23 protein-coding genes, 1 other RNA gene and 1 pseudogene are annotated in these 24896 nt (G+C 65.3%); 18 read left to right on the top strand and 7 right to left on the bottom strand.

The features are described 5' to 3' along the window. The first annotated feature begins 82 nt into the window (after positions 1-82). The 4 genes from ACCQ00_RS21640 (at position 83) to xopQ (ending at position 5019) form a co-directional block, all read left to right on the top strand. The gene (locus tag ACCQ00_RS21640) at positions 83-2590 is read left to right on the top strand and encodes an AAA family ATPase (RefSeq protein WP_372354032.1); all 2508 of its coding nucleotides are present in this window, start codon (positions 83-85) and stop codon (positions 2588-2590) included. A gap of 264 nt (positions 2591-2854) precedes the next feature. After that, entirely contained in the window at positions 2855-2968 is a 114-nt protein-coding gene (locus tag ACCQ00_RS21635; protein WP_017156024.1) for a hypothetical protein, read from the top strand. Positions 2969-2985: 17 nt separating this feature from the next. Continuing rightward, positions 2986-3276, top strand: a complete 291-nt coding sequence (locus ACCQ00_RS21630) for a HigA family addiction module antitoxin (RefSeq protein WP_017156025.1) — start codon at positions 2986-2988, stop codon at positions 3274-3276. A 354-nt stretch (positions 3277-3630) separates the two neighbouring features. After that, entirely contained in the window at positions 3631-5019 is a 1389-nt protein-coding gene (gene xopQ / locus ACCQ00_RS21625; protein WP_039574546.1) for a type III secretion system effector XopQ, read from the top strand. Positions 5020-5121: 102 nt separating this feature from the next. On the opposite strand, the gene ACCQ00_RS21620 is transcribed toward xopQ, so the two are convergent. The 4 genes from ACCQ00_RS21620 to ACCQ00_RS21605 all read right to left on the bottom strand — a co-directional run bounded on the left by ACCQ00_RS21620 (position 5122) and on the right by ACCQ00_RS21605 (position 7941). Further along, positions 5122-5301, bottom strand: coding sequence for a hypothetical protein (locus ACCQ00_RS21620; RefSeq protein ID WP_039574549.1), 180 nt, complete (start codon positions 5299-5301; stop codon positions 5122-5124). 67 nt (positions 5302-5368) lie between these two features. Then, the gene (locus ACCQ00_RS21615) at positions 5369-7294 is read right to left on the bottom strand and encodes a M61 family metallopeptidase (RefSeq protein WP_039574551.1); all 1926 of its coding nucleotides are present in this window, start codon (positions 7292-7294) and stop codon (positions 5369-5371) included. 176 nt (positions 7295-7470) lie between these two features. After that, positions 7471-7547: non-coding RNA, sX9 sRNA (locus ACCQ00_RS21610), on the bottom strand. Between the two features lie 61 nt (positions 7548-7608). Then, entirely contained in the window at positions 7609-7941 is a 333-nt protein-coding gene (locus tag ACCQ00_RS21605) for a hypothetical protein (RefSeq protein WP_003482333.1), read from the bottom strand. Positions 7942-8155: 214 nt separating this feature from the next. On the opposite strand from ACCQ00_RS21605, the gene ACCQ00_RS21600 reads away from it, so the two are divergent. Continuing rightward, entirely contained in the window at positions 8156-8506 is a 351-nt protein-coding gene (locus ACCQ00_RS21600; protein WP_236493384.1) for a hypothetical protein, read from the top strand. Positions 8507-8933: 427 nt separating this feature from the next. After that, positions 8934-9452 (top strand): hypothetical protein, encoded by a 519-nt coding sequence (locus ACCQ00_RS21595; RefSeq protein ID WP_039574553.1) that lies wholly within the window; start codon positions 8934-8936, stop codon positions 9450-9452. A 365-nt stretch (positions 9453-9817) separates the two neighbouring features. Here ACCQ00_RS21595 and ACCQ00_RS21590 read toward each other — a convergent pair whose 3' ends face one another. After that, positions 9818-10561: an SDR family NAD(P)-dependent oxidoreductase gene (locus ACCQ00_RS21590; RefSeq protein WP_039574556.1), complete on the bottom strand. Its 744-nt coding sequence runs from the start codon at positions 10559-10561 to the stop codon at positions 9818-9820. A gap of 84 nt (positions 10562-10645) precedes the next feature. Between ACCQ00_RS21590 and ACCQ00_RS21585 the strand changes: the two genes are divergently transcribed. The 10 genes from ACCQ00_RS21585 to ACCQ00_RS21540 all read left to right on the top strand — a co-directional run bounded on the left by ACCQ00_RS21585 (position 10646) and on the right by ACCQ00_RS21540 (position 21491). Then, the gene (locus ACCQ00_RS21585; RefSeq protein ID WP_017158948.1) at positions 10646-11218 is read left to right on the top strand and encodes a TetR/AcrR family transcriptional regulator; all 573 of its coding nucleotides are present in this window, start codon (positions 10646-10648) and stop codon (positions 11216-11218) included. Positions 11219-11334: 116 nt separating this feature from the next. Next, a complete protein-coding gene (locus tag ACCQ00_RS21580; protein WP_039574571.1) occupies positions 11335-11904 on the top strand; it encodes a TetR/AcrR family transcriptional regulator in 570 nt (189 codons plus the stop codon). 63 nt (positions 11905-11967) lie between these two features. Then, positions 11968-12444: a nuclear transport factor 2 family protein gene (locus ACCQ00_RS21575; RefSeq protein WP_039574558.1), complete on the top strand. Its 477-nt coding sequence runs from the start codon at positions 11968-11970 to the stop codon at positions 12442-12444. Positions 12445-12793: 349 nt separating this feature from the next. Beyond that, complete coding sequence (atzF, locus tag ACCQ00_RS21570) at positions 12794-14593, top strand: allophanate hydrolase (RefSeq protein WP_039574561.1); 1800 nt, start codon at positions 12794-12796, stop codon at positions 14591-14593. An 83-nt stretch (positions 14594-14676) separates the two neighbouring features. Next, positions 14677-18324, top strand: coding sequence for an urea carboxylase (uca, locus tag ACCQ00_RS21565; protein WP_039574563.1), 3648 nt, complete (start codon positions 14677-14679; stop codon positions 18322-18324). A gap of 418 nt (positions 18325-18742) precedes the next feature. Then, complete coding sequence (locus tag ACCQ00_RS21560; protein WP_080948735.1) at positions 18743-18934, top strand: hypothetical protein; 192 nt, start codon at positions 18743-18745, stop codon at positions 18932-18934. Positions 18935-19015: 81 nt separating this feature from the next. Beyond that, complete coding sequence (locus ACCQ00_RS21555) at positions 19016-19723, top strand: hypothetical protein (RefSeq protein ID WP_127446638.1); 708 nt, start codon at positions 19016-19018, stop codon at positions 19721-19723. Continuing rightward, positions 19716-20027, top strand: coding sequence for a hypothetical protein (locus tag ACCQ00_RS21550; protein ID WP_052756667.1), 312 nt, complete (start codon positions 19716-19718; stop codon positions 20025-20027). Before ACCQ00_RS21555 ends, ACCQ00_RS21550 begins: the two co-directional genes overlap by 8 nt. 23 nt (positions 20028-20050) lie before the next feature. Continuing rightward, on the top strand, positions 20051-20344 hold the full coding sequence (locus tag ACCQ00_RS21545; RefSeq protein WP_143707755.1) for a hypothetical protein: 294 nt from the start codon (positions 20051-20053) through the stop codon (positions 20342-20344). 44 nt (positions 20345-20388) lie between these two features. Next, positions 20389-21491 (top strand): IS3 family transposase gene (locus ACCQ00_RS21540; protein ID WP_099770619.1). Its coding sequence is split into 2 segments (ribosomal slippage): positions 20389-20647 and positions 20647-21491, totalling 1104 coding nucleotides; the frame shifts between segments, so codons are not numbered across the junction. A gap of 33 nt (positions 21492-21524) precedes the next feature. Here the strand turns inward: ACCQ00_RS21540 and ACCQ00_RS21535 are convergent. Together ACCQ00_RS21535 and ACCQ00_RS21530 are read right to left on the bottom strand one after the other, a co-directional pair. Next, positions 21525-21779 (bottom strand): annotated as a pseudogene (locus ACCQ00_RS21535) (restriction endonuclease); the annotation flags it as partial. A gap of 26 nt (positions 21780-21805) precedes the next feature. After that, a protein-coding gene (locus tag ACCQ00_RS21530) for an IS3-like element ISXac2 family transposase (protein WP_099770635.1) occupies positions 21806-22893 on the bottom strand; the annotation gives its coding sequence in 2 pieces (ribosomal slippage) (positions 21806-22641 and positions 22641-22893; 1089 coding nt in all). A gap of 183 nt (positions 22894-23076) precedes the next feature. Between ACCQ00_RS21530 and ACCQ00_RS21525 the strand changes: the two genes are divergently transcribed. Together ACCQ00_RS21525 and ACCQ00_RS21520 are read left to right on the top strand one after the other, a co-directional pair. Beyond that, complete coding sequence (locus tag ACCQ00_RS21525; RefSeq protein WP_160300329.1) at positions 23077-24117, top strand: TraB/VirB10 family protein; 1041 nt, start codon at positions 23077-23079, stop codon at positions 24115-24117. A gap of 72 nt (positions 24118-24189) precedes the next feature. Then, positions 24190-24879, top strand: coding sequence for a TraV family lipoprotein (locus ACCQ00_RS21520; RefSeq protein ID WP_127446637.1), 690 nt, complete (start codon positions 24190-24192; stop codon positions 24877-24879). The last annotated feature ends 17 nt before the right edge of the window (positions 24880-24896 follow it).

Raw genomic sequence — 24896 nt, 5'->3', positions numbered from 1 at the left:
GCGCGCCCCCACTGCATGCCAGCACAGGTGTGCGCAGCATGACCGGGCGCGAGCGCGTATCCGCCAACGGAATGCCAACGCCATGACCCCCCCAAACCTGTTCGCCGCCCTCAACCAGAGCGGCGCCCTGCGCACCCTGGATCTGGCCTTCGCGCAAAGCCTGCAACGCCTGGAACCGGACACCGATCCACAGGTGCTGGCCGGCGCTGCGCTCGCCTCGCTGGCGGTCACCAGCGGCCACGCCGGGCTGGACCCCGCCCGCGCCGCCATGGTGCTGGACGCGCGCGACGGCCCGCCGCCGACCTTCCCGGACCCCGCCGACTGGCAACGCAGCCTGGCCGCCTCGCGCTGGGTCGACCAACCGCAGCCCGAGGCCCCGGCCGCCGCCGATTGCCCGCTCGTCCTCGAACGCGGCCTGCTCTACCTGCGCCGCTATCGCGAGTACGAACGCCGCCTGGCCCTGGGCCTGCAACGCATCGCCGCGCAAGCGCCGCCGCCGGTCGACGTCGCCACGCTGGCGCCGCTGTTCGCGCAGTTGTTCCCGAACGCCACCGCAACGCCTCGCAGCGCGGCCCCAACCCCTCTCCCCCCGGCAGAGGGCGCCCGCAGGGCGGGTGAGGGGTCGGCCCTGCCCGCGCCCTCCCTCCAGCAAGAGGGCACAAATCCGCCTGCGCCGTCCATCACGGGGGCGAACCAGGCAGCGCCAGCCCGCAGCCCCGACCGCCAAGCCCAGGCCGCGGCCCTCGCGCTGCGCCGCATGCTGCTGCTGGTCACCGGCGGCCCCGGCACCGGCAAGACCACCACCATCGCCCGCATGCTGCTGCTGCGCATCGCCCAGGCCCGGACCGCCGGCACATCGCCGCCGCGCATTGCCCTGGCCGCGCCCACCGGCCGCGCCGCCGAGCGCATGGCCGAGAGCCTGCGCCTGGCCGTGGCCCGCGCCATGGAGCAAGGGCTGCCGCCTCCCCCCGCCACACCGACCCCGGAGACGTCCCCCCTCCCACCTACCGCACCGGACCAAGACGCTTTCCCTCTCCCGCCTGCGGGAGAGGGCGGCCGCAGGGCGGGTGAGGGCAGTGCGCCCACCGATCTCCCGTCCACCGCACCGCACCCAGACGCTTTCCCTCTCCCGCTTGCGGGAGAGGGTGCCCGCAGGGCGGGTGAGGGCAGTGCGCTCATCGACCCGCACGGGAACTCCGCCCTGCCCAGCGGCGCCAGCACCCTACATCGTCTGCTCGGCGTCATCCCGGATTCCCCGCACTTCCACCACAATGCCGACAACCCGCTGCCGTTCGACCTGATCGTGGTCGACGAAGCGTCCATGGTCGACCTGCCGCTGATGTGCAAACTGGTCGAAGCCGTCGCCGATGGCACCCAGCTGATCCTGCTCGGCGATGCCGACCAGCTGCCTTCGGTGGAAGCCGGCGATGTGCTGGCCGCCATCCTGCAGGCCGCCGGCCCGGGCGATGCCCTGCAGCCAGAGGATGCCCAGGCCCTGCAACCGCTGCTCGGCAGCGCGCCTGTCGATCCGCCTGCGGTCACCTCCGCCACCCGCAGCGGCGGCCTGGCCGGCCACCGCGTGCACCTGCTGCGCGGCTATCGCCAGGCCGAGGATTTCGCACTGGCGCCACTGGCCGACGCCATCCGCGCCGGCGATGCCGACACCGCCTTGGCCCTGCTAGGCAGCGGCGAACTGCCCGGCGTGTACTTCCACGAAGACGGCGAAGACCCGCTGACACTCGGCCGCGATGCGCTGCTCGCCCACTGGCGCGCGCTGGCCAACGCGCAAGACCCCGCCGCCGCCCTGCGCGATGCCGCCCGCCTGCGCCTGCTCACCGCGGTGCGCGCCGGCCCGCAAGGCGCGCGCGGCCTCAACGCCCGCATCGAACAACTGCTGGCCGACACCGGCGCCGGCGCCCGTCGTCTGGGCGGCGCCTCGCCCTGGTTCCAGGGCCGCCTGCTCCTGATCACCGAAAACAGCTACCGCCACGGCCTGTTCAACGGCGACGTCGGTATCTGCCTGCGCAGCGACCCGGGCGCCTTGCCTGGCCGCAGCGACGCGCGCCCGGCCCCCGGGCAGGGCGATGCAAGTGCCGTGACCACGCGTGGCCACGCGCCACCGTCGCCAAGGCCGGGCCACGCCGGCGACCGCGTACACCATGACGCCCCCGCCACCGACAGCCGTGCCCAAGGCCCCTTGGTCGCCTGGTTCGAAGGCGACGGCGACGGCCAGGTGCGCGGCTTCCATCCCGCCGCACTTCCCGCGCACGAAAGCGCCTTCGCCATGACCGTGCACAAGGCCCAAGGCAGCGAATTCGACGAGGTCTGGCTGCAACTGCCCACCCGCGACGCCCGCGTACTCAGCCGCGAACTGCTCTACACCGGCCTCACCCGCGCCCGCCGCGCCCTGCACCTGGCCGGCAGCGAAGCGGTCATGCGCGCCGCGCTGGCGCGGCACGCCGCACGCATCTCGGGGTTGGCGTGGCGCTTGGGTGCAAAAGACGACAAGCCACCGCCAGTTCCAGCACCCACGCCAGCGCCGCTTCCACAACCGCCGCCTAGTGCGCCTGTGCAAGGTGCGCTGTTCTGATCCAATCCAGTCGGTGCCGGCGCTCGTCCCGCAATGGCAGACTGCACGTTCGTAACGGGTTGCGTCATATAACGCAGGCCGTTATGGCTGTCACATGATCAGGAGCTTTATCGACAAGGAAGCCGAGAAGATCTGGCTGGGTGCGCGTTCCCGCCGGTTGCCTGCCGGCATCCAATTGGTCGCGCGCCGCAAGTTGCGCATGCTCAATGCCGCCGCGCCCATCTTGACGATCTGCGGATCCCGCCCGCCAACCGGCTGGAAGCGTTGAAGGGCGAGCGGCGCGGCCAGTACCGCATCCGGATCAACGATCGATGGCGCATCTGCGTCCGATGGATGGAAGGCGATGTGGTCCAGGTCGAAATCATCGATTACCACTGAGCACGAGGCATCTGTCGATGACGGTCCTGCCCAATATCCACCCTGGCGCAATTCTGCTTGAGGAGTTTCTCCAGCCTCTGGGCATCAGCCAGAACGCACTGGCACGCGCCACCGGCGTCCCGCCGCGCCGTATCAACGAAATCGTGCTGGGCAAGCGCGGCATCACTGCCGACACTGCCGTGCGTCTGGCCGCCGCGTTGGGAACCTTCGAGCGCTTCTGGCTTGGCCTGCAGGCCGACGACGAGCTGGAGCAGGCGCATCGCGCGCTGGGCGACTTGCCGGCGCGGATCAAGCGGCTGGCGGCATGATCCGGGCGGCTTCCAGCACATGCTGCTAAGTCGGCGCAGCGTCTGCGCTGCTCGCCAACACCGGCGTCGGGTTGGGTCGATGCGGCGGCGTGCTGGCCGGTGACGCTTCGTCGCCGCACACAGGAATTCACCACGCCGCCATGGCGCTGGGTTGGACGTGGGTAACGTTGCGCGCCTGGCCGTCCGCTGGATCGCGCGATCGCGCCGCACGCAGGGCCGCGGCCCACTGACGCACGCGTCAGCGCTGACACGCGACTGTTTCGCGCGGCGTTGCGCCTGCATGGCCGTGAGCCCGGTCTGTCGTGTTGCCAACAGGCGCTGCCAGCACCGCCGTTCACTCTCAGAGGTCCTCCCATGCAGCCCACCGCAATCCGTTCCACCACCGGCTTGCCCAGCGCAGACATGACGGCTGACCTGCGCGATCCTCCACCCGTCTCCGCGCAGGCACAGTCCTCCGCCGCCGCGGCGCCGCCGGACGCCTTGCAGGCGATGATTGGCCGTGCTCCCCGCCCGGACGCGCCACGGCACCGACGCACGCAGAGCCTGCCCGCGCGATTGACGCCTGCCCAGCGCAGCATGCTGGCCGAACTCGGCGTCGCCGACACGCCCGTGCTGACGCCCACCGAGGCGGCCGTGCTGCGGGAGCTGCGTCTGCACCGGCCGCAGCTCCCGCTGGACACGGCGCTGTTCACCGACCCGAACAAGGACCCCGACGATGTCGTGACCTACACCATCGCCAAGCAGCTGCAGGTCGAAGGCTTTTTGCGTCTGACCGATGTCGTCGTCACCCTGGGCGATGCCGCCATGCGATCGCAACGCGCGCAGCTGGCAAAAGGTGTCTTCGATCGCCTGGCTTTGCCGGATGTGCGCGTCGCGCGCGGCCAGGACTATCCCATGACGCCCACGCAGGCCCGGGAGCATTCCAAATTCCTCGCCGAGGGAGCCGCGCTGCGTGCGGCGCCGGACGCGGTGCACACCGATGGCGTCCGTGCGATGCGTCAGCGCCTGGCGCGCTCGCCCCACAAGCTCGGCATGGTGGTCATCGCCGGAATGACCGATGCCAGCGCCCTGCTTGCCGAGGCGGGCGATCTGGTGCGGGACAAGGTCGCGTCCATCACCATCATGGGAGGCATCGACCCGGCCAAAGACGCCGATGGCCTCGTGCAACCGGATACGCGCGCCTACAACAACGCCACCGACATCCACGCCGCCCGTGCGCTCTACCGCCGCGCGCAGCAACTCGGCATTCCCCTGCGCATCCTGAGCAAGGAGGCTGCCTACAGGGCCGCCGTGCCGCCGGCGTTCTACGAAGGCATCGCACGCAATGGCCACCCGGTGGGCGAGTACCTGCGCGATGTCCAGAAAAACGCCTTGAAAGGCCTGTGGGAAGGCATCCAGGCCAACCTGATCCCCGGCCTGGATTCGGCGTGGTTCTTCCGTACGTTCGTCACGGCAGAAGCCCAAGAGGCTGCGGCAGCGGGTCGGCAAGCTGCCATGAGCTTCGACGCCATCTGGCCGCAGGTGACCAAGCTCAATCTCTACGATCCGCTGACCTTGCTGGCGGCGCTGCCCGGCACCGCGCGCCTGCTGTTCCAGCCAACGCCCATGCACCGCGAGGGAGCCAGCCCGGTGGAGCACGTGGGCCACGCCGAGGTTGTGCGTCCGGAAAAAGCCAGGTTATTGCTGTCGGCGCTGGCCAAGGCCGCGCTCGCCCAGCAGGACCAGGGGCAACACGCGCGCTGAGCGGTTGGCAGCATTCGCGGAGTGGCGCCGTCCGGCGTCATCCGCGAAGCGCGAGGTTGGGCATCCCCTCCAATTCGTCCGCCTGCGACCAGGTCGGGCGGCTTACTTGCCCCTCTTTTCCTGCTTGGCCGCGCGCTTTTCTTTCAGCGTCTTGGTCGGCTCTTTCTTCTGGTTCTTCTTCTGGTCCATCCCCTTGCTCATGACACCCTCGTGGTTGCTGGATTGAACGCGCTGGCAGCGCCGGACCCGGCGCGCCAGCGCACTGTAAGGCTTGTGCGCCATCGAAGGGCAGAGGGTCTGGCGCAGTGGAGCACGTGACACCCGGTGGCGGCCGCCGGCCCCCATCGCCTCAACGTGGCGCAAGCAGCCTGGCAAGGGTATCGGGCCGCCCGGCCAGCCGTTCCAGCCGTGGGTAGCGCAGCGGCCCGGTGTACTGGATCTGCACGTCCGCGCGCTGCCCGTCCTGCGCAATGCCCAACACGATGGGGCGGCGTGCCGCGCCGCGCACCGCATCGCGCAACGCGTCCTGCGAGAACGGCGATCCATTGACGGTCGACACGCGCGTGCCCGGCCGCAGCCCGGCGGCGAAGGCGGGGCCGTTCCAGGCCACCGTGCGCAGCATGCCGTCGGCGCGCGCCGTCAATCCGATCGAGTAGGTGAGATCGGCAACGCCAGCTTCGTCTTCGCTGGCACGGAACGCCGCCGTCGGCGTGTCGGTGTAGACCAGCGACCAACCGTGCTGGGTCAGGCCGCGCGTGGTGTCCAGTTCGTCGTGGGCATCGATCCATCCGCGCAGGAAGCGTGCCCAGTCCGCTGGCGCCACGGCATGCAAGGTGGCGCAGATGTCCTCGAACGTATAGGTGCGCGTGGGCGCGTCCGGGGCGGCCCCGGCGAAGAAGCGCTGCGCGAAATCGTCGATGCTGCGCTTGCCGCCGCTGCGCGCGCGCAGTTCGGCATCCACCGCCAGCCACAGCATCACGCCTTCGGCGTAGTAATCGCGCCGGCGCTGCCAATCGCGCCACGCCACCGGCTGGCGCAACATGAAAGCCGGGTAGTGCACGTCGTCGGCTAAAGAGCGCCATGCCCGGCCGGGCCGCGTTGCGATCTCCGCCGCTTCCAGCGCCAGGCGGTCGCGCACCTCATCGGGCGTGAACTGGCCGGCCCGCGTCGCCAGCACCCGTCCCCAGAACTCGGTCTGTCCTTCGTACATCCACAACAGGCTTCCGGAGACCGGCACGTTCGGCGTGGGTGCCCATAGATCGGCAGGCGTCCGGTAAAAGCCGTTCCAGGCATGCACGATTTCGTGCGCAATCAGGTCGCGCGAGAGGAGTTGGCCCGGCCAGTCCTGGAAATGCGACGACGCCAGACCGTTCTCGCTGGAGGCGCGATGCTCGGTGCCGCCGGAAGCGCCTTCGTCGCTCAGCCGCGCCAGGATGGCGTAACGCGCAAACGGTGGCGGACCGAACACCGCGCCTAGCTGCGCAAGCAGCGAACGGAGTTCGGCCACACGTGCGGGCGGCACCTGCAGGTCGGCGGGCCGCTGCGCCACGATATCCAGCGACACCGCCCCGGTCAGCGGCAGCTGCGCGGCAAATCTGCCGGCAAGCACCGGCGTGTCCAGCAGCGTTTCCAGCGATGTCGTCTTGAAGGCGTAGTGCATGCCGCGCACGCGCTCCACGTCCAACGCACTGAACGGTCGCAGCCCGTCCGGCAGCGTCAGCATGGCGGCCACCGCAATGTTGCGGGCATACCACCCGGCCGGATACAGCACCAACCGCTGCCAGGGCACCGACACGATGTCGCGTGTCAGCAACTCGCCGCCGGCCAGCATCTGGAACCGCACCTCAATCTGCTGCACACCGGCCGGCACATCTACATGGAAGGCATGCGGTTCGTAGGCATCGCGCCGCCATGCCAGGCGGCGGCCCGCTGCGCTGACCTCCAGGCCGGCAAGATCGGTCACCGTCAGACTCGGCCCATGGCTGGCAGCCTCCCAACGTGGATACAGCAACGTCACGGCACCGCTGGCGTCTACCGGTATCTGCTGGTGCACAGTGAAGATGCGGCGCGCGACGTCGGTGGCATCCACGTCCGCGCGCATCACCCCGGCAAAGGCGCGGTCCACCGGCGGCGCAACCGTCGGCGTCGGGGCAACGTAGGTCGGGCCGCGACTGGATTGCGCGAACCCTTGACCTGCGAACAGTGCGAGCACCACCGCCAAGACCGACGCACGCGCAAAGCAAAAAGGGGGGAAGTGGCTTGAATGGATGCGCATTGCACGGCCTTGAACAAGGCCGTGATCCTATACGCCTGCAACACCCTGCAGCCATCTCGAAAACAGCGCGCTGCTCCAGCTCGCTTTTAGCGCGTTCACCCGCATCGAAAGACCGAGCGCCCGCGCGACCGTCAAGGGTTACACGCGGGCGCCGGTGACAACTGCGGCCTTGGAGCGGCTTACACCACGTGGCGAGCAATCGTCAGGTGGGCGCGGACAGCGCGCTCAAAACCGCAGTGGACGAGTGCTACATGCCGATTCCGAGCACCGGCCGCGCCCGCCTGGCGGCTGCGCCGTCGTTTTGTTCGCTGCCCTTATTTGGCCGGCACGCGCTCGTACTGCTCTCCACCGGTGTTGAGATGGCCGTTGCTTTCGTCGATGGCGAAGTTCACCGTCTCGCCATCGTTGGTCACCTGCAGCGCGCCGTCCTTGTAGACCGCCGGGTAGCTCTCGGTCTTGGGCTGGCGGCTGAAGAACTTCGGCGTGGTGCTGCGCACCATGAAGGTCTCGCCATTGCGCTCGATGTCCATCGTCTCGTCCTGCGACTGCAGGTTGACCCAATGCCCAACGAACTTCTCGCCTTCCACCTTGGCGCAACCGCTCATCAACAGTGCCGCGGCCAGCGCGGTGCCCATCCACTTCATCATCGTGCATTCTCCAGTTGAGGCTGCAGCGAGGATGGCGGGTGGGGGATGTATGGGAGGTCAAGGAGCCGCCATGATCCATGGCGCGCAGCCCTGATGTACTTTTGAGCGAGATAACAACGCCTCTGGCCGGGTTGATCGCTCTGGTAGTGCTGCGTCTGAAGGGACGACGCCATGGAACAGACACCTGGCGATTCTCCGACCGCCGAGTACCAACGTGTCGCTTGTAGACCATATCCAGATCTCGCACCCCTATCTGGTCCGCGTCGTCCGCTGCGGCGAAGGGTTTGAAGTTACCTTGAGCGATGCCTCCCATGCAGAATTCCGTGTCTTCGAATTATGTCCCGCAGCAGAAGTTTGGCCCGGCTACAAAGAAGTCGAAAGTAGCCTTGGCGTGATCGAAGAAGATGGCAGCACGTTTTGGCTCTGCGGGACGGGGGGTTCCATGGAGGAGGCCGTGGAAGATGCGTTGATGAAGTTCACCAATTGGGCCGTGCATCCAGCGCATGTCACTGCAAACAACTTCTGCATGCGACCGACGCGTGCTGATGACCTAGCTAGGCATTGATGTATCGTCCGTCGCGCTTGTCTATCCGCCAAGCCCGACAACGCGTCACGTGCGAACCTGTTGCGACAAAACACCCGCTCAAATACGCTGTCGAACTGCCTTCGCAAAGTACGGAGATAACGTGAAGCACATATGGATAGCGGTGCTGGCGACAGGATGTGCCGTTGTCTCGACGTGGGCCGAGGCCGTTGCAATCCGGTGCGACACTTGCCGAGTAGACAGCGATTTTCGTGCTGAAGCGGTGGGCAGGGGACCTGGCACCCACATCGTCTACAACGTAAAAGATAACCTGGTTCAACAGTGGTCCGTTGGATCGGACGGCGACACAGTGCCGGCAGCGGTGAAAACTCCACCGACACCCGTCGTGCCGCAGCAGAGGCCATCAACGGGAGCGACACGACAGGTCGCGAATGCGCACACGTTCCACGTGATCGGCGCGGGCACCATTCGACCTATCTACAATATCCCGATCGAGATGCTGGGATTGAATTCTCTTGCACGCGAGAAAAGCGCATACGATTACGTCACCGATGCAAATCTGAGGGCCATGGTTGAATCTGCCACGGGCAGCAGCTCGCTGATAAAACAGGTCACAGGCTCCGGGACCACGGCGTCGCTGGCCAACCCGCATCGGGCAAACCTGCTTTTCAGGGTTGTCTTCAAGGACGGCTCCTATGTCGGCGTGATCGTTGATGTGAATCGGGCCAACGGAAAATCCGAACCCGGTAGCGAAAGAACAGCAGCGGGCCAATCGATTCCGGGCCAAGCCAGCGAACTCTCTGGCACCTGGACCAACAACGGGGGCGACAACCTGGCCCCGATGGTGGCGCACATGCAACGCCTTGGCGGCACCGTGAGCGACGCGGGGGCTGCGGGCGCAGGCGGCACAATCACCGCCATCGTGTGCGTGGCTCAGCACTGCACGGTCGCGCGTTCGGCGTCGTGATCGATCGTTGGAAGACATTCCAGCGCTGATGACGACCGTTCTTCAGGCGACTGGAGCGCGCGACATGGCACAGGCAGGAAACCGCAAAAAAACCGCGCTCAGGTGTCACCCAAGATCGCGCTGCAGGCTCATCGCCACGCTGGAGCAGATCGATCGGCCCTCCGTGTTGCGCCGCACGGCCAGCGCGCAAGGCGACATGGCGTGGCGACGCGATGCCGGAGTCCCCCGGATCGGCGGCAACCATTGGACAAGGCCACCGAAGAAGTGAGCCCGGCCACGTTGCCCGCCAACATGGCGACAACCGTCACCTGCGCGCGGTCGAGCGCGCGGTCGCTCTGGCTGATCGCAGCGCTCTTGCAGGCGGCCTAAATCGCCATGACCCCGCCATCGATAAACAACTCGTGCCCCGCGATGAAGCTGGACGCATCCGAGGCCAGGAACAGCACCGCCTCGGCGATCTCTTCGGCATCGCCCAAACGCCCGAACGGAATCATCTGCTTGAACGCGTCCTCGGCTCCTGCATTGGCGTCCAGGTAGGTCTGCATGGCCGGTGTGTGCACCATGCCGGGCGACATCACGTTCACGCGGATGCCGCGGCTTTTCAGGTCGCTCGTCCAGGTGCGGGCGAACGAGCGGATGGCCGCCTTGGTGGCGCTGTAGACCGAGAGCGCGCCGATGCCCTTGCTGCCCGCCACGGAGCCGGCCAGGATCACAGCCCCACCGCTGGCCATCAGCGGCAGCGCCTTCTGCACGGTGAAGACCGTGCCCTTGATGTTGGTCGCCAGCAGGCGCTCCAGGTGCGCGATGTCGATCTCGCCCAGCGCGGCCGACTCGGAAACGCCCGCGTTGGCGAAGACGACATCCAGCCGGCCGTGCTCCTGCTGGATGCGCGCATAGAGCCGGTCCAGGTCCTCGGGCACGCCGACATCGCCCTGCACGCCCGCCGCGCCGCCGCCGATCTCCGCCACCGCAGCGTCCAGCCGGTCCTGCCGCCGCCCGGTGATGTAGACCTGCGCGCCCTCGGCCGAAAACGCCTTCGCCGTCACCAGCCCGATACCGTCGGTGCCCCCGGTGACCACGACCACCTTGCCTTCGAATCGCTTGCCCATTGTGCTTCCCTGATAAGTGGAGGATTGCTCCACTTATTATATGGAGGTAGCCTCCACTTCCACAAGTCACGCCGGAAGAGCCAGTTGACCGCCGATACGCCCTTGCGCGCCGATGCCCAGCGAAACCGCGAACGCTTGCTCGCCGCAGCTGAGCAGGTCTTCCTGGAGCGCGGTGCCGAAGCGTCGATGGAAGACGTCGCAAAACGCGCCGGCGTCGGGATCGGCACGCTGTATCGGCGCTTCCCCACCCGCGAGTCGTTGTTTGCCGCGGCCTACAGCGGGCGTTTCCTGTCGCTGGCTGCTGCCAGTCACGCGCGCGCCAGTTCGCTCGACGCGCTGGCTGCGCTGCGCGCGTATCTCGAGGACCTGGCACTGCATACCAGTGTCTATCGTGGGCTGGCTGCGTCGCTGGGCGCAGTGCTGCAGAGCGGCACGCCAGGGTGCGAGGCCGTCAGCAAGCAAGGGCAGCAGCTGTTGCGCAGCGCGCAAAAGCGCGGCGTCGTCCGCCGCGATGTGTCCTTCGACGATCTCGTCGTCGTGGCCATTGCCACCTCGCTGGCCACCGAACAGCTTGGCTCCCCAAAGACGCGCATCGCGCACCTGATCGGGCTGTTCGTCGACGGCATTGCAGCGCCAGGGGCGGGAGCGGCTGCGTAAGTCAGCCGCCAACGCGCTGGCGCCTGGAGTGCTTCATCGTCGTCTTGGGTGATGGCGAGCAACCCACGCAACGCGCAGGCGTTGACATGGGAGAACGATCGTTCTACCTTGGCGCCGTGGACAAGCCAACCAACGACACCCAACAGAAGATCCTGGCAACGGCAGAGGCGCTGATCTACCAGCACGGCATCCATGCCACCGGCATGGACCTGCTGGTGAAGACCTCAGGCGTGGCGCGGAAAAGCATCTACCGCCACTTCGATAACAAGGACGAGGTGGCCGCCGCTGCATTGAACGCGCGCGACGTCCGTTGGCTCGCGTGGTTCAGGCAGCAATGCGACAAGGCCGCCCGTCCCGAGGCGCGCATCCTGCGCATGTTTACGGTGCTCAAGGAATGGTTCCAGTCGGAGGGTTACCGCGGCTGTGCGTTCATCAACACCGCAGGCGAGGTCGGGGACCCCGACGATCCGGTTCGCAAGATCGCCAGGCACCACAAGCAAAAGTTGCTCGACTACACGCTGGAACTGACCGGGCAACTGGCTATCACGCAGCCGGACGCACTGGCGCGCCAGCTGCTGCTTCTCATGGAAGGCGCAATCACCGTCTCGCGCGTGATGGGTGACGAGGACGCCGCAGACACCGCAAGGGATATCGCGCAGTTGTTGCTAAAACAGGCCACCGGCTAGCGGCCTGACGCTCCGCCGCACTCTCAAAACAACGATGTATCCACTTCGATTGGAGGCTTTGCCATGTCCAACGCTCACGCTCGCCCGCCGCTTCCCCCGTTCACCCGCGAATCGGCGATCGAAAAGATACGACTTGCCGAAGACGGTTGGAATTCCCGCGACGCCGATAAAGTGTCGCTTGCCTATTCGCTCGACACACAATGGCGAAACCGTGCCGAGTTCACCAACGGCCGGGAACAAGCCCGGCAGTTCCTTGCGCGCAAGTGGAACAAGGAGCTCGAGTACCGCTTGATCAAGGAGCTGTGGGCCTTTACCGAAAACCGTATTGCCGTGCGCTACGCCTACGAATGGCGCGACGACTCAGGCAATTGGTTCCGCTCCTACGGAAACGAGAACTGGGAATTCGGCGCCGATGGCCTGATGGAACGCCGCTTCTCGTGCATCAACGACATGCCGATCAAGGAGAGCGACCGCAAATTCCACTGGCCGCTGGGCCGTCGCCCGGATGATCATCCAGGGCTGTCTGACCTGGGTATGTGAGAATTCCAGAGCGAACGAGAAAAAAGCCCTCGGCAATGGTTCCGCTCGGGGCTTTTGTCTCGCTCAGGGCCGTGTCATCGGCACGCAAAGAGGACAAGGCCGCAAGGCAGAGGGTCAAGCTCGCCCAGAAAGTCGACCTGACCTCATTTTCGATCACTCAGGATGATTCCTTCGCAAAGGACGTCGTCGCTTCTCGCAAAAAATCCCGTTCCTGCGCCACCTGACGTATCTATGGGCGTCGGAATGCGCGATCACCTCAAGAATTCTCAGATGGGTCTCAGGTGTTGAGTCGACCAGTTGCCGCGCGTGCCGAGGAGCTTCCCGCGACCATCCAACTTGTCGAGTGACCATGACCACCACCGCTTTTTGGACCCTGGCCGATTGGCAATCGGCGTATGCGCAGGGCGCCGCTCCTGCCGAACTGCTGTCTTCCCTCATCGCCGGCCTGCCGCAAGGCGATGTCGCCTGGATTTCCCGGCTCTCCCTCGACGGCCTGCAGTCGCGGCTTGCCGGACTTGCCCAACAACTGATGCGCGTTGGCGGCGACCTGTCCAAGCTGCCCCTCTACGGCGTGCCCTTCGCCGCGAAGGACAACATCGATGTCGCGGGGTTGCCCACGACCTGTGCCTGCCCGGAGTTCGCCTACCAGCCGACGCACAACGCCACCGTGATCGATCGGCTTGAAGCCGCTGGCGCGGTGGTCATCGGCAAGACCAACCTCGACCAGTTCGCCACCGGCCTGGTGGGCACGCGCTCGCCCTATGGCCCGGTGCCCAATGCCTTCAAGGCCGAGTACATCAGTGGTGGATCCAGTTCGGGCTCGGCCTCCGTGGTGGCCCGTGGCCTGGTGCCGTTTGCGTTGGGCACCGATACCGCCGGCTCCGGCCGCGTGCCGGCCGGCCACAACAACCTGGTAGGCCTGAAGCCTACGCGCGGATTGGTCAGCACCAGCGGACTGGTGCCTGCCTGCCGTACGCTGGATTGCATCACGGTGCTGGCGCTGAGCGTCGATGACGCCGATGCAGCGCTGTGCGCGATGGGCGGCTTCGATGCCACCGATGCGTATTCGCGTCAGGCGCCGGTCCGTCCCGCCAGCTGGCCCGCCAAGCCCGTGCTGGGCATTCCCGCCTCGCCCGACTGGTTTGGCGACATCCAGGCCGAGCGCGTCTACACCGATGCGCTGCGACAGTTGGAAACCATCGGCGTGGAACTGGAGCCGATCGACTTCGCGCCGCTGTTCGATGTCGCTGCGCTGCTCTACGAAGGCCCCTGGGTCGGCGAACGCTACGCCGCCATCGAGGAGCTGATGAACGCCAAGCCAGAGGTCGTGCACCCGGTGGTGCGCGACATCGTCCAAAAGGCGACGAATTACAGCGCGGTGGACGCCTACAAGGCCGAGTACCGCCGCATGGCGCTGGCACGCAAGGCCGACGCTCTCATGCAGGGGCTGGATGGCCTGCTGGTGCCCACCGCGCCCAGCATCTACACCATCGAGCAGTTGCTGGCCGACCCGGTGACGATGAACGCGCGCATGGGCGTCTACACGAACTTCGTGAACCTGCTCGACTTCAGCGCCATTGCGCTGCCGGCCGGCATGCGCGCCGATGGGTTGCCGGCAGGCATCACGCTGATCGCACCGGCTTGGCACGAGGCGCGGCTGGTCGCGTTCGGCCGGCGCTGGCAGGCGGCCGCGCCTTGGAAGCGCGGTGCTTCGCAGCAGGAGCTGCCACCAGTCGATGCGCCAGCCGCCCCAAGCCTCGATGGCCAAGTCATCGTCGCAGTCGTCGGCGCGCACCTGTCGGGCATGCCTTTGAACGGGCAGCTCACCGAGCGCGGCGCCACGCTGCTGGAGAGCACGCATACCTCGGCGGCGTATCGCCTCTATGCCCTGCCCGGTACCGTGCCGCCCAAGCCGGGGCTGCTGCGCACGGGCGAGGGCGCGCCCATCGCGGTCGAACTGTGGGCCATGCCGGTCGAGCGCTATGGCTCCTTCGTCGCCCTGATCCCATCGCCCTTGGGTATCGGCAGCCTGGATCTGATCGATGGCCGCACGGTCCAGGGGTTCGTCTGCGAGTCCTGGGCCACGCGGGGAGCGGAGGACATCACTGCGCTAGGCGGTTGGCGTGCGTACGTCGCCCGGAAGAACTAGACCATCGCGCCCGAACTTCACCTACCCATTCGCAGTGGGCTCCGGTCCGAAGCCAAGCCGCTGCATCGTCCGGAGCACGCCATATGTTCAAGAAGGTCCTCATCGCCAATCGTGGGGAGATCGCGGTGCGCATCGCGCGCACGCTCAAGAAGATGGGGGTGACGTCGGTCGCGGTGTATTCCGACGCCGACCATGACAGCCTGCACGTGAGCGTTGCCGACGAAGCGGTGGCGCTGAACAGCGGCGGTGGCAGCAGCGCCGCCGAGACCTACTTGCGTGGCGATCGCATCCTGGAGATTGCCCGCAAGACCGGTGCCGGGGCCGTCATCCCCGGCTATGGCTTTCTGTCCGAAAACACCGCGTTCGCCGAGCAATGTGCGCAGGCCGGCGTCGTCTTCGTCGGCCCCACACCCGAGCAAGTGTGCCGCTTTGGCCTCAAGCACGCCGCGCGCGCGATCGCCGAGGCCGCCGGCGTGCCGCTGACACCTGGCACCGGCCTGCTGCAACGTCTGGACGACGCGATCGTCGCCGCACAGCGCATCGGGTATCCCGTCATGCTCAAGAGCACGGCCGGCGGCGGTGGCATCGGTCTGTCGCGCTGCGATAACGCAGCCGAACTGGCCACGGCCTACGATTCGGTGCAGCGCCTTGGCCAGAACTTCTTCAAGGACAGCGGCGTGTTCATCGAACGCTTCGTTGCCGATGCGCGCCATGTCGAAGTGCAGATCTTCGGCGACGGCAAGGGCCGCGTCGTGGCGCTGGGCGAGCGCGACTGCTCGCTGCAGCGGCGGCACCAGAAGGTGGTTGAGGAGACACCTGCGCCGCACCTGCCGCACGCGACCCGCACCGCCTTGCTGGACGCCGCGGTCAAGCTGGGCGAAGCGGTGAACTATGTCTCGGCCGGCACGGTGGAATTCATTTATGACGCTGCGCGCGATGCCTTCTACTTTCTTGAGGTCAACACGCGCCTGCAGGTCGAGCATCCCATCACCGAAGCGGTCACCGGGCTGGACCTGGTCGAATGGATGCTGCGCATTGCCGCTGGCGAGCCGCCATCCTTCGACGATCTGCCCACACCGCAGGGCGCTGCCATCGAAGTGCGCGTCTATGCCGAGAACCCCGTGCGCGGCTTTCAGCCTGCGCCCGGCGTACTGACCGATGTGCAGTTCCCCGAAGGCGTGCGCGTGGACACATGGGTGCAGACCGGCACCGAGGTGTCTGCCCATTACGACCCACTGATCGCCAAGGTCATCGCCCACGGCTCAGACCGTGAGCAAGCCCGCCAGAAGTTGCTGATGGCGCTGGAGTTGACGCGCCTTGACGGCAGCGCCACCAACCTGGACTACCTGCGCAGCATCGTGCAAAGCAGGGAATTTTCGGCCGGGACGGTGTCCACCTCGTTGCTGGACCGCTACGACTATGTCTCGCCCGTGGTCGAGGTGCTGGAATCGGGGACCTACACGACGGTGCAGGATTACCCTGGGCGTACCGGCTATTGGGACATCGGCGTGCCGCCCTCCGGACCGATGGATGACTACGCCTTTCGCCTGGCCAACAGCATCGTCGGTAACCACGAGAGCGCTGCCGGCCTGGAATGCACGCTGCAGGGGCCGACACTCAAGTTCCATGGCGATGCGGTGATCGCGCTCACCGGCGCGCCGGCACTGGCGACCCTGGACGACGGTGAACCGCTGCCCTGGTGGACGCCGATCGCAGTGCGCGCCGGCCAGGTGCTGCGCATCGCCAAGGCCGGCAGCGGCTGCCGCAGCTACATCGCGATCCGGCGTGGCATCGATGTGCCCGAGTACCTGGGCAGCAAGTCCACCTTCGTGCTCGGGCAGTTCGGCGGCCATGCCGGGCGCACGCTGCGCGTGGGCGATGTGCTGCCCATCAGCCGGCCCGAGCTGGCGGTCTGCGCCACGCCAGCGCCAGCCTGCGTGCCGGCCATGGCACCGCACGAACTGGTGCCCAGCTATGGCAAGCACTGGGACATCGGCGTGTTGTACGGCCCGCACGGCGCACCGGATTTCTTCAGCGAAGACAGCATCGCCAGTTTTTTCACCACCGACTACCAGGTGCACTACAACTCCAACCGCCTGGGCGTGCGGCTGGTGGGTCCCACGCCCAAGTGGACGCGCAGCGACGGCGGCGAGGCCGGGCTGCATCCATCGAATGTGCACGACTGCGTGTATGCCATCGGCAGCATCAACTTTACCGGCGATACGCCGGTGATCCTGACCTGCGATGGCCCCAGCCTGGGTGGCTTCGTGTGCCCGGCAACCATCGTCAAGGCCGAGCTCTGGAAGGTGGGCCAGGTCAAGCCGGGCGACACCATCCGTTTCAGGCGCATGGGCTTCGATGAAGCCCTGGCGCTGGAGAAGGCGCAGGACGAGGCCATCCGCCTGCTGCGCCCGCTGCCGGACCTGCCCGCGCTGGATCTTCCCGCGGCACCGGCGACGGTTTCCGAATGCGTGCTGGCCGAGCTGCCTGCCGAAGGCGAACGCCCGGCCGTGGCCTACCGGCAGGCTGGCGACAAGTACATCCTGCTCGAATACGGTCCCAACGTGCTCGACCTTCGGCTGCGGCTGCGCGTCCATCTGCTCATGGAAGCGCTCAAGGCCGCGAAGCTGGACGGCGTGCATGAGCTTTCGCCCGGCGTGCGCTCTGTGCAAATCCACTACGACAGCCGCGTCATCGCGCAGTCGGTGCTGGTCGAACGCCTGATCGCCTTGGAAACGCAATTGCCCAGCGTGGAGGGTCTTCAGGTCCCGAGCCGCATCGTGCATCTCCCAATGGCCTTCGAGGATTCGGCCACGCTGGGCGCGGTCACGCGCTACATCGAAACGGTGAAGGGCGACGCCCCCTGGCTGCCCAACAACGTGGACTTCATCCAGCGCATCAACGGCCTGGACAGCCGCGAGGATGTTCGCACCACGGTGTTTGAAGCCAGCTACATGGTGCTGGGCCTGGGCGACGTCTACCTGGGCGCGCCCTGTGCCGTGCCGCTGGACCCGCGCCATCGGCTGCTCACGTCCAAGTACAACCCGGCACGCACCTTCACGGCTGAAGGCACGGTGGGCATTGGCGGCGTGTACATGTGCATCTATGGCATGGACTCGCCCGGCGGCTACCAGCTTGTGGGCCGTACGGTGCCGATTTGGAACACGTTCCTGAGAAACCGCCAGTTCGGCGCGGAACCCTGGCTGCTGCGCTTCTTCGACCGGGTGCGCTTCTATCCAGTGACCGAAGTCGAACTGGATCGGTTCCGGGCCGATTTCCGTGCCGGCCGCACGCACATCAAAGTCGAAGATGCCGTGTTTGATCTGGCCGAGCACGAGCGGCTGCTAGCGCAAGACGCAAGCAGTATCGACGCATTCCGGGAGCGGCAGCAGGCCGCCTACGCCACCGAAGTGGCGCTGTGGCAGAACGACCCCAGGGTGGACGCGGTGGAGGATGCCGAGGAGGTCGTCATGCAGGCTGTCCACGGAAGCGCGGTGGTGGCCGACATGTGGGGCAATGTGTGGAAGGTTCTTGTCGACGTCGGACAGCAAGTCCAGATCGGCGAACCGCTGGTGATCCTGGAAGCCATGAAGATGGAGTTCCAGGTCGCCGCACGTCAGGCAGGAACGGTCGCGGCCTTGCATTGCAAGGCGGGCGAGCCTGTCGCCGCGGGAGACGCGTTGGTGGTGATTCGACCGCACCCTGTGGCTGCGACTGCGCCTCACGCGTGACGTGGCGTCGCCGCGGTCGGTATGCCTGCGACGTCGCCAACAGCACGGGAGCGCCAGTGCTCCCTCGTGAGAGCTTCTTCGGCCAGCCCGAAGGCGAGAGGATCGGGCGATGTTTCTCTATTGCCCAGGGCGCCGCTTGCGCAGAAGTGCTCGATTACATCGGGATATTCAACACTCCCGACGCCACCCTGGTTCAATGAGCGACCTGTTTCCTGAGAGTTTGAACGCGCTACGCGCAACGAGGGTCTCGAATTTCTATGGAACCCTGGGCGTATCAGGTCAAGTGCATTCAGAAGGTCGGGCCGAGCGGGTTTCCAGATCGCCTGGCGGCAAGGCGGGTCAGTGTAGCCTACCCCTTCACCGACGCAGTCTGCCCGACGCTAGCCTGCAAAGGCAGATCCATATCCAAGGAGTGGGAATGAAAGCATTTCACGTTCGAGGAATTGTGTGGGAGACCGATGGCAAGCATCCTGTATTGCTCACTGAAGCCACGGTCGAACGCGCGAGCGAAGAAGACATCGCCGATGCGCTTAGCGATGCTTATGGACGGCTGGCGAGTGACTTCGCTGTCGTAGACGGTGCTGATGGCACCAGTGATCCGAGAGCGTGATTCCATCCTTGGACGAGCGCCATACCTGACGATTAGACTCTGGCGGCAACGAACCACATCGAGCATCCACGGAGTCTCAGCTTGCGGTTACTGATTCGCAGCATTGTGGTGTTTACCCTTTCGTTAGGCACGCTGGCCTGTGCTCAGGGACCGGGGACTGACCATGCCTCTCAGGAGAAAACGATGGAAGGACATCCCCCCAGCGCCGCAGACGTGCGCTCCGAGCAAGACAAAGGCGCTGCTATTGCGGACAGGGCTGCAGACGAGGCCAGCCGGCGAGCCGCTCCCAATGCTGTGGTGTTGGGCGATTACCCACCATTGCCGCAAGGCCCGGCGCTAACGTCAGGTGTATTGGTCGAAGCCATCGTTCGAATGGCCAAATCATTCGAAACCAGAGCAGACATGGCGCCGATGCATGTTGCGCAAGTGTCAGGGCTTAAGGTGGCGCCAGACAGTCAAGGGCGGCGCACAGGGCTCCAGGGCGCGCTAGTTGCGGGGCGATACGAGTTCGCTGTGTGGAAGCCCTACGCACGTCATGCTGGGCACACCATCGAGCTGACCGTGCAGCCATCCGAGGCCTGCGAGCTGTCGTTCAAATCGCTGCATGACCCATTGGTTGCCGCCGGGTTCGGTGTGACCAAGAGCGCGGTGGGCTTCAAGCCGAGGGTTTACTTTGAGCGAGCACTCTCAGAAGGGCTTGGCTTGTATGTGGTCGTCAGCACGGACAAGCACGACGACCCACGCTGCGTTTCGCGGGTGAGGCTCGAAATAGAGCCGCGTGATGGCTGATCAGCGCGATATTGACCGGTTGCTACAGGACCTGGAGCAGCAGCCGGGCCTCCCCAAGGGCGCAGTGCGTGACCTTCGAGAGGCCATCGATACATCGCCTTATTTGACTTCGGTGATGACGCAAGCCATCGACCTGGGCACCCTGCGTCGCATGGAAGTGTCCAACCATCCGAACGAGGGCGGGCACTACGATGACAAGACGGGCACCGTCAGCATCAACACCTCGATTTTCGCGCCATCCATCCGGTCCGACCGCTTGGACATGTTGGCCGGAACATTGGGCACGAGACCGGGCATGCGCTGATGGCGCCGTCGGCGCAGGTTTCCTTGAACACCTTTGTGTTCAAGCTCGATACCGCCCTAAAAGACGGCGTCCAATACGGTGAGTCGGTGGTTGATGTGACCGCGCCATCCAAGGACTACATCGCGTCCGCGAGGCAGAACGAAGCCTTGGCCGAGTTGGTGAGCATGAATTCCGTTGCCAGTCGAGTGACGACGACCACGGGAGAGTTCAACCAGGCCCAGTTTCTGCGTCGCGTCGAGCCAACAACCGCTTGCGTGAAAGACGGAAAGCTAGAGCCAGGCATCCATTTGGACCGACGTCCCCCCGATTTTGAGTAGCACCGCAGTTTGGAGTCCAATTCCCTACCCCGAGGAGATTGGACGTGAAGAAGCGCTTTTCCGAAGAACAGATCATTGGCTTCCTGCGCGAAGCCGAAGCGGGCGTGGCGATCAAGGACCTGTGCCGGCGCCATGGCTTCAGCGAGGCCTCTTACTACCTGTGGCGCAGCAAGTTCGGCGGGATGAGCGTGCCCGATGCCAAGCGGCTCAAAGACCTTGAAACGGAGAACGCGCGGCTGAAGAAGTTGCTGGCCGAGCAGCTGTTTGAGAACGATCTGATCAAGGATGCGCTGCGAAAAAAGTGGTGAGCGCGCCGGCGCGTCGTGCGCTGGTGCGCGAGTGGATGGGGTGCGGTGCCAGCGAGCGCCGCGCCTTGGCAGCGATCGGCATGAGCGCCAGCGCGCTGCGCTACTGCCCACGCGAAGATCGCAACGTTGAGCTGCGCGAGCGCATCGGTGCGTTGGCGCATCGCCATCGCCGTTATGGCGTGGGCATGATCTATCTCAAACTGCGACAGGAAGGCCGCATCGTGAACTACAAGCGTGTGGAGCGGTTGTACCGCGAGCAGCAGCTGCAAGTCCGCCGCCGCAAGCGCAAGAAAGTCCCGGTAGGCGAGCGTCAGCCGCTGCTGCGGCCATCGCAGGCCAACCAGGTATGGTCGATGGACTTCGTGTTCGACCGCACTGCCGACGGTCGGGTGATCAAGTGTCTGGTGATCGTGGACGACGCCACGCACGAAGCGGTCGCCATCGAGGTGGAGCGCGCAATAGCGGGCCATGGCGTGACGCGTGTGCTGAATCGGCTCGCCATCCGCCGCGGCTTGCCGCAGGTGATCCGCACGGACAACGGCAAGGAGTTTTGCGGCAAGGCGATGGTGGCCTGGGCGCATGCGCGTGGCGTGCAGTTGCGACTCATCCAACCCGGCAAGCCGAATCAGAACGCCTACGTTGAATCGTTTAACGGCCGCCTGCGCGACGAATGCCTCAACGAACACTGGTTCCCGACACTGCTGCATGCACGCACCGAGATCGAGCGCTGGCGCCGCGAATACAACGAGGAGCGACCCAAGAAAGCAATTGGCGGCATGACGCCCTCCGCGTATGCCCAACAGTTGGCCAACGCCGCTATCATCAACCCCGGACTCTAAACCTGGCCGCTACTCAGGGCGGGGGGACGTCGCGCCGCCGATTAATTCAATCGGCTTGCCTTCGGCAAAGCGCTCAGCGTCTTTCGTGTAAGTACCGATGCAAGCGATCTTCACCGCGTGGGCCTGGCGATGAGCGAGCAGGCCATACATTTCGCGCACGACGCTGACGCCGACCTGCTGACGCTTCCATTGCTTGCATTGCACCAGCGTGCGGCGGCCGTCCTTGCGCAGGATCAGGTCGATGCCGCCGTCTGGGCCGCCCAGGCCAGTTTCTTCGGTAATCCCCCCACTTCTAGCGGTCGCCAGAAGTGGAGCTAAGCGGCCATCGCCAACTTCATGGCAGGCGTGATGCCGCCGAGCGCCATATTCGGACGCTCGTGGTTGTACGTCCATAGCCAGCGGGTGGCTTTGTCCTGCACCTGGTCGATGGTGTCGAACAGGGTTTGGGCGAGCCAGGCGTAGCGGATGGTGCGGTTGTAGCGTTCAACGTAGGCGTTCTGCTGTGGCTTGCCCGGCTGGATGTGCTCGACCCGGATACCATGCCGCTGCGCCCAGGACAGCAACGCGCCACTGATGTATTCAGGGCCGTTGTCGCAGCGGATCACGGCGGGCTTGCCGCGCCACTCGATGATCTGCTCCAGCGATCGGATCACACGGGCTGACGGCAGCGACAGATCCACCTCGATCCCCAGCCCCTCGCGATTGAAGTCGTCGAGCACATTGAACAGCCGGAAGCTGCGGCCGTCGGCCAACTGGTCGTGCATGAAGTCCATCGACCAGACCTGGTTGATAGCCTCCGGCACCGCCAGAGGCTCGGGCCGCTCACGCACCAGCCGCTTCCTCGGCTTGATCCGCAGGTTCAACTCCAGCTCGCGGTAGATCCGGTAGACCCGCTTGTGATTCCAGCCAAAGCCCTTCACGTTGCGCAGGTACAGGTAGCACAGGCCAAAGCCCCAGTCGCGATGGGCGGTCGTCAGGCGGACCAGCCAGTCGGCGATCCGGGCGTTCTGCTCGCTGGCCTTGGCCTGGTAACGGAAGCAGGTCTGGCTCACCGCGAAGGCCTGGCAGGCGTGGCGGATGTTCGTACGCCCGCTCGTGACTGCCGATTGGGCCATCTCGCGTCGCTGAGATGGCCTCACCATTTTTTTGCGAGCGCTTCCTTCAGCAGGTCGGTACTGAGCTGCGCCTCGGCGTACATCTTCTTGAGCCGGCGGTTCTCCTCCTCCAGCTCCTTCATGCGCGCGACCATGGACACGTCCATGCCGCCGAACTTGCTGCGCCACTTGTAGAACGTGGCCGAGCTGATGCCGTGCTCGCGGCACAGCTCCGGCACGGGCGCACCGGCCTGGGCCTGCTTGAGCACGGCGATGATCTGGCTGTCGGTAAAGCGGGACTTCTTCATGGAACCTCCTCGGGAAAGGGGACGAGAAAATTCCACTTCTGGCGTCTGCTAATGGGCGGGGGGATTACCGATAAGCCACGGAAAGAACGAGTTGCGGCCTCCCGAATCGAAAACGCGCTACTGCCTGGTGGCGATTCGGCGAAGAAGATGGGTCTGAGCTCGCTGCCTCGCGAGATAGACGCGATGAGTCGTGATCGTGCGCGCGACAAGGAAATGATCGACAAGCTGAAATCTCAGGTCGAAAGCCAAGCCCAGGGCGACAGTGGCGCTTCACAGGCGCAGGAGGCAACACAGGCCCTGCGCAAAGAGGTCACCGAGATCCGTGACGTCGTTGAGCAGCTGGCGAAACTGCAGCAAGCGAATGGAGCCACAAGCGCAGGCCCGGCGGGACCGGGTGCTCCTGGTGCAGGCACGCCTGTAGGCCAGCCCGCACCACAGGCCTACGGGGGCATCCGCACTATCGGGGCTCCGCAAGTGCCAAGTTCAGTTACGAGCGTGCCAGTGTCTGCGCCGGCGCCTGCACCGCGCTCGGACGGTGCGGGCACTGTCGATGCACCGCCAAAAGCAGCACAGGGGGCGGAATCGGGTAAGCAGGCCGAAACCTACACACCGTCTGGATCCATGATACAGGGCGTCCTGCTCACTGGCCTCGACGCACCTACCGGTCAAGGCGCCATGAAGGAGCCAACGCCGGTGCTGATTCGCGTGAAGAAGGAATCGATCCTTCCTAATCGCTATCTCGCGGACTTTCGCGAATGCATGATCCTTGCCGGAGGTCACGGTGACCTTGCATCGGAACGGGCAATGCTTCGTGCCGAGAACCTCTCCTGCATACGCACAGACCGGTCAGTCATCGACGTGAAGCTGCAGGGCTGGGTTGTAGGCAATGACGGTAAGGCCGGCGTTCGTGGCCGACTGGTTAGCAAGCAAGGTGCTGTGTTGGCGAAGGCTAGCTTGGCTGGTGTGGCAGATGGTATCTCCCAGGCATTCAGCGGCAACGTTCGTGGTGTCGCGCCTGGCAACGGTATCGACTCCGCATATGCTGCCCAATCCGGTGCGTTTGGAGGTGCCAGCACGGCGCTTGACCGCATTGCGGAGTACTACCTAAATCTTGCTGATCAGATGCACCCGGTAATCGAGGTCGATGCCGGCCGGGAGGTAACGCTGGTGTTGGTCCGTGGCATCTCTCTCCCGCCGTTGCGTGCACGAACACCTACAAAGTAGGTCTTATTCACCCACTCATACGTGGGTTCATTACATCACCGACGACTTAGCCTGATTAGGTCAGGAGGACCCATGTTGACCTTGAAAAACCCGCTTCTCGCTCTGAAGTGCCTTGTGGCCGCCAGCTGTCTCCTAATGCTAAACGCGTGTGCCACCGGTTCCAGCGGCAAATTCGCTTGCCCTGCTCCAGATGGCTTTAGCTGCATGAACCCGGTGGAGGTCTATGAAGCCACCAACGACATGTCAAGCGCAGACGAACAACCGCGCGTTAAAAAGGGTGGCAAGGCGGCGCCACAGACAATCGTGGTGCAGCCAGTAGCCCCAGCAGTTGCTGAGGCCATCGCGGTCGGACCGGACCGCTGTTGCAATCCAGTTCTGACTGGATTGTCGGTCCGCAAGAACGACTCTCTGTCTTTGGCGCGACCGATGTCCTCAATCGTCCCCACGCAGCAGCAGGCTGATGCCCTCAATCGTGGAACACGCACCTCACCTCAGTTGCCGGCCGGTGAGGCCTACCGGGAGTCGGCAAAGATCATGCGGATCTACGTCGCCCCCTGGGAGGACGAGCACGGAGATCTGCACATGGGCGGAATCATCTATTCGGAAATCGAGCCGCGGAAGTGGCGGGTAGGGCAGCGCATGCCTGATGCATCCAACACGTTTGCTCTTCTGAAGGGACAGGCGGCGGCAGCGGACGACGAGGTGGCGTCGAACGAGCCGGTCACAGGAACCACCAGCAACAACTTCAACCCACCGCGCTAAATCTTCAAGAGGAATGC

It is taken from the genome of Xanthomonas sp. NCPPB 3761, assembly GCF_041475705.2.
GTDB lineage: Bacteria > Pseudomonadota > Gammaproteobacteria > Xanthomonadales > Xanthomonadaceae > Xanthomonas > Xanthomonas phaseoli.
The sequence above is the reverse complement of the archived record's forward strand: the minus strand, read 5'-3'. Positions and strand labels throughout refer to the sequence as shown.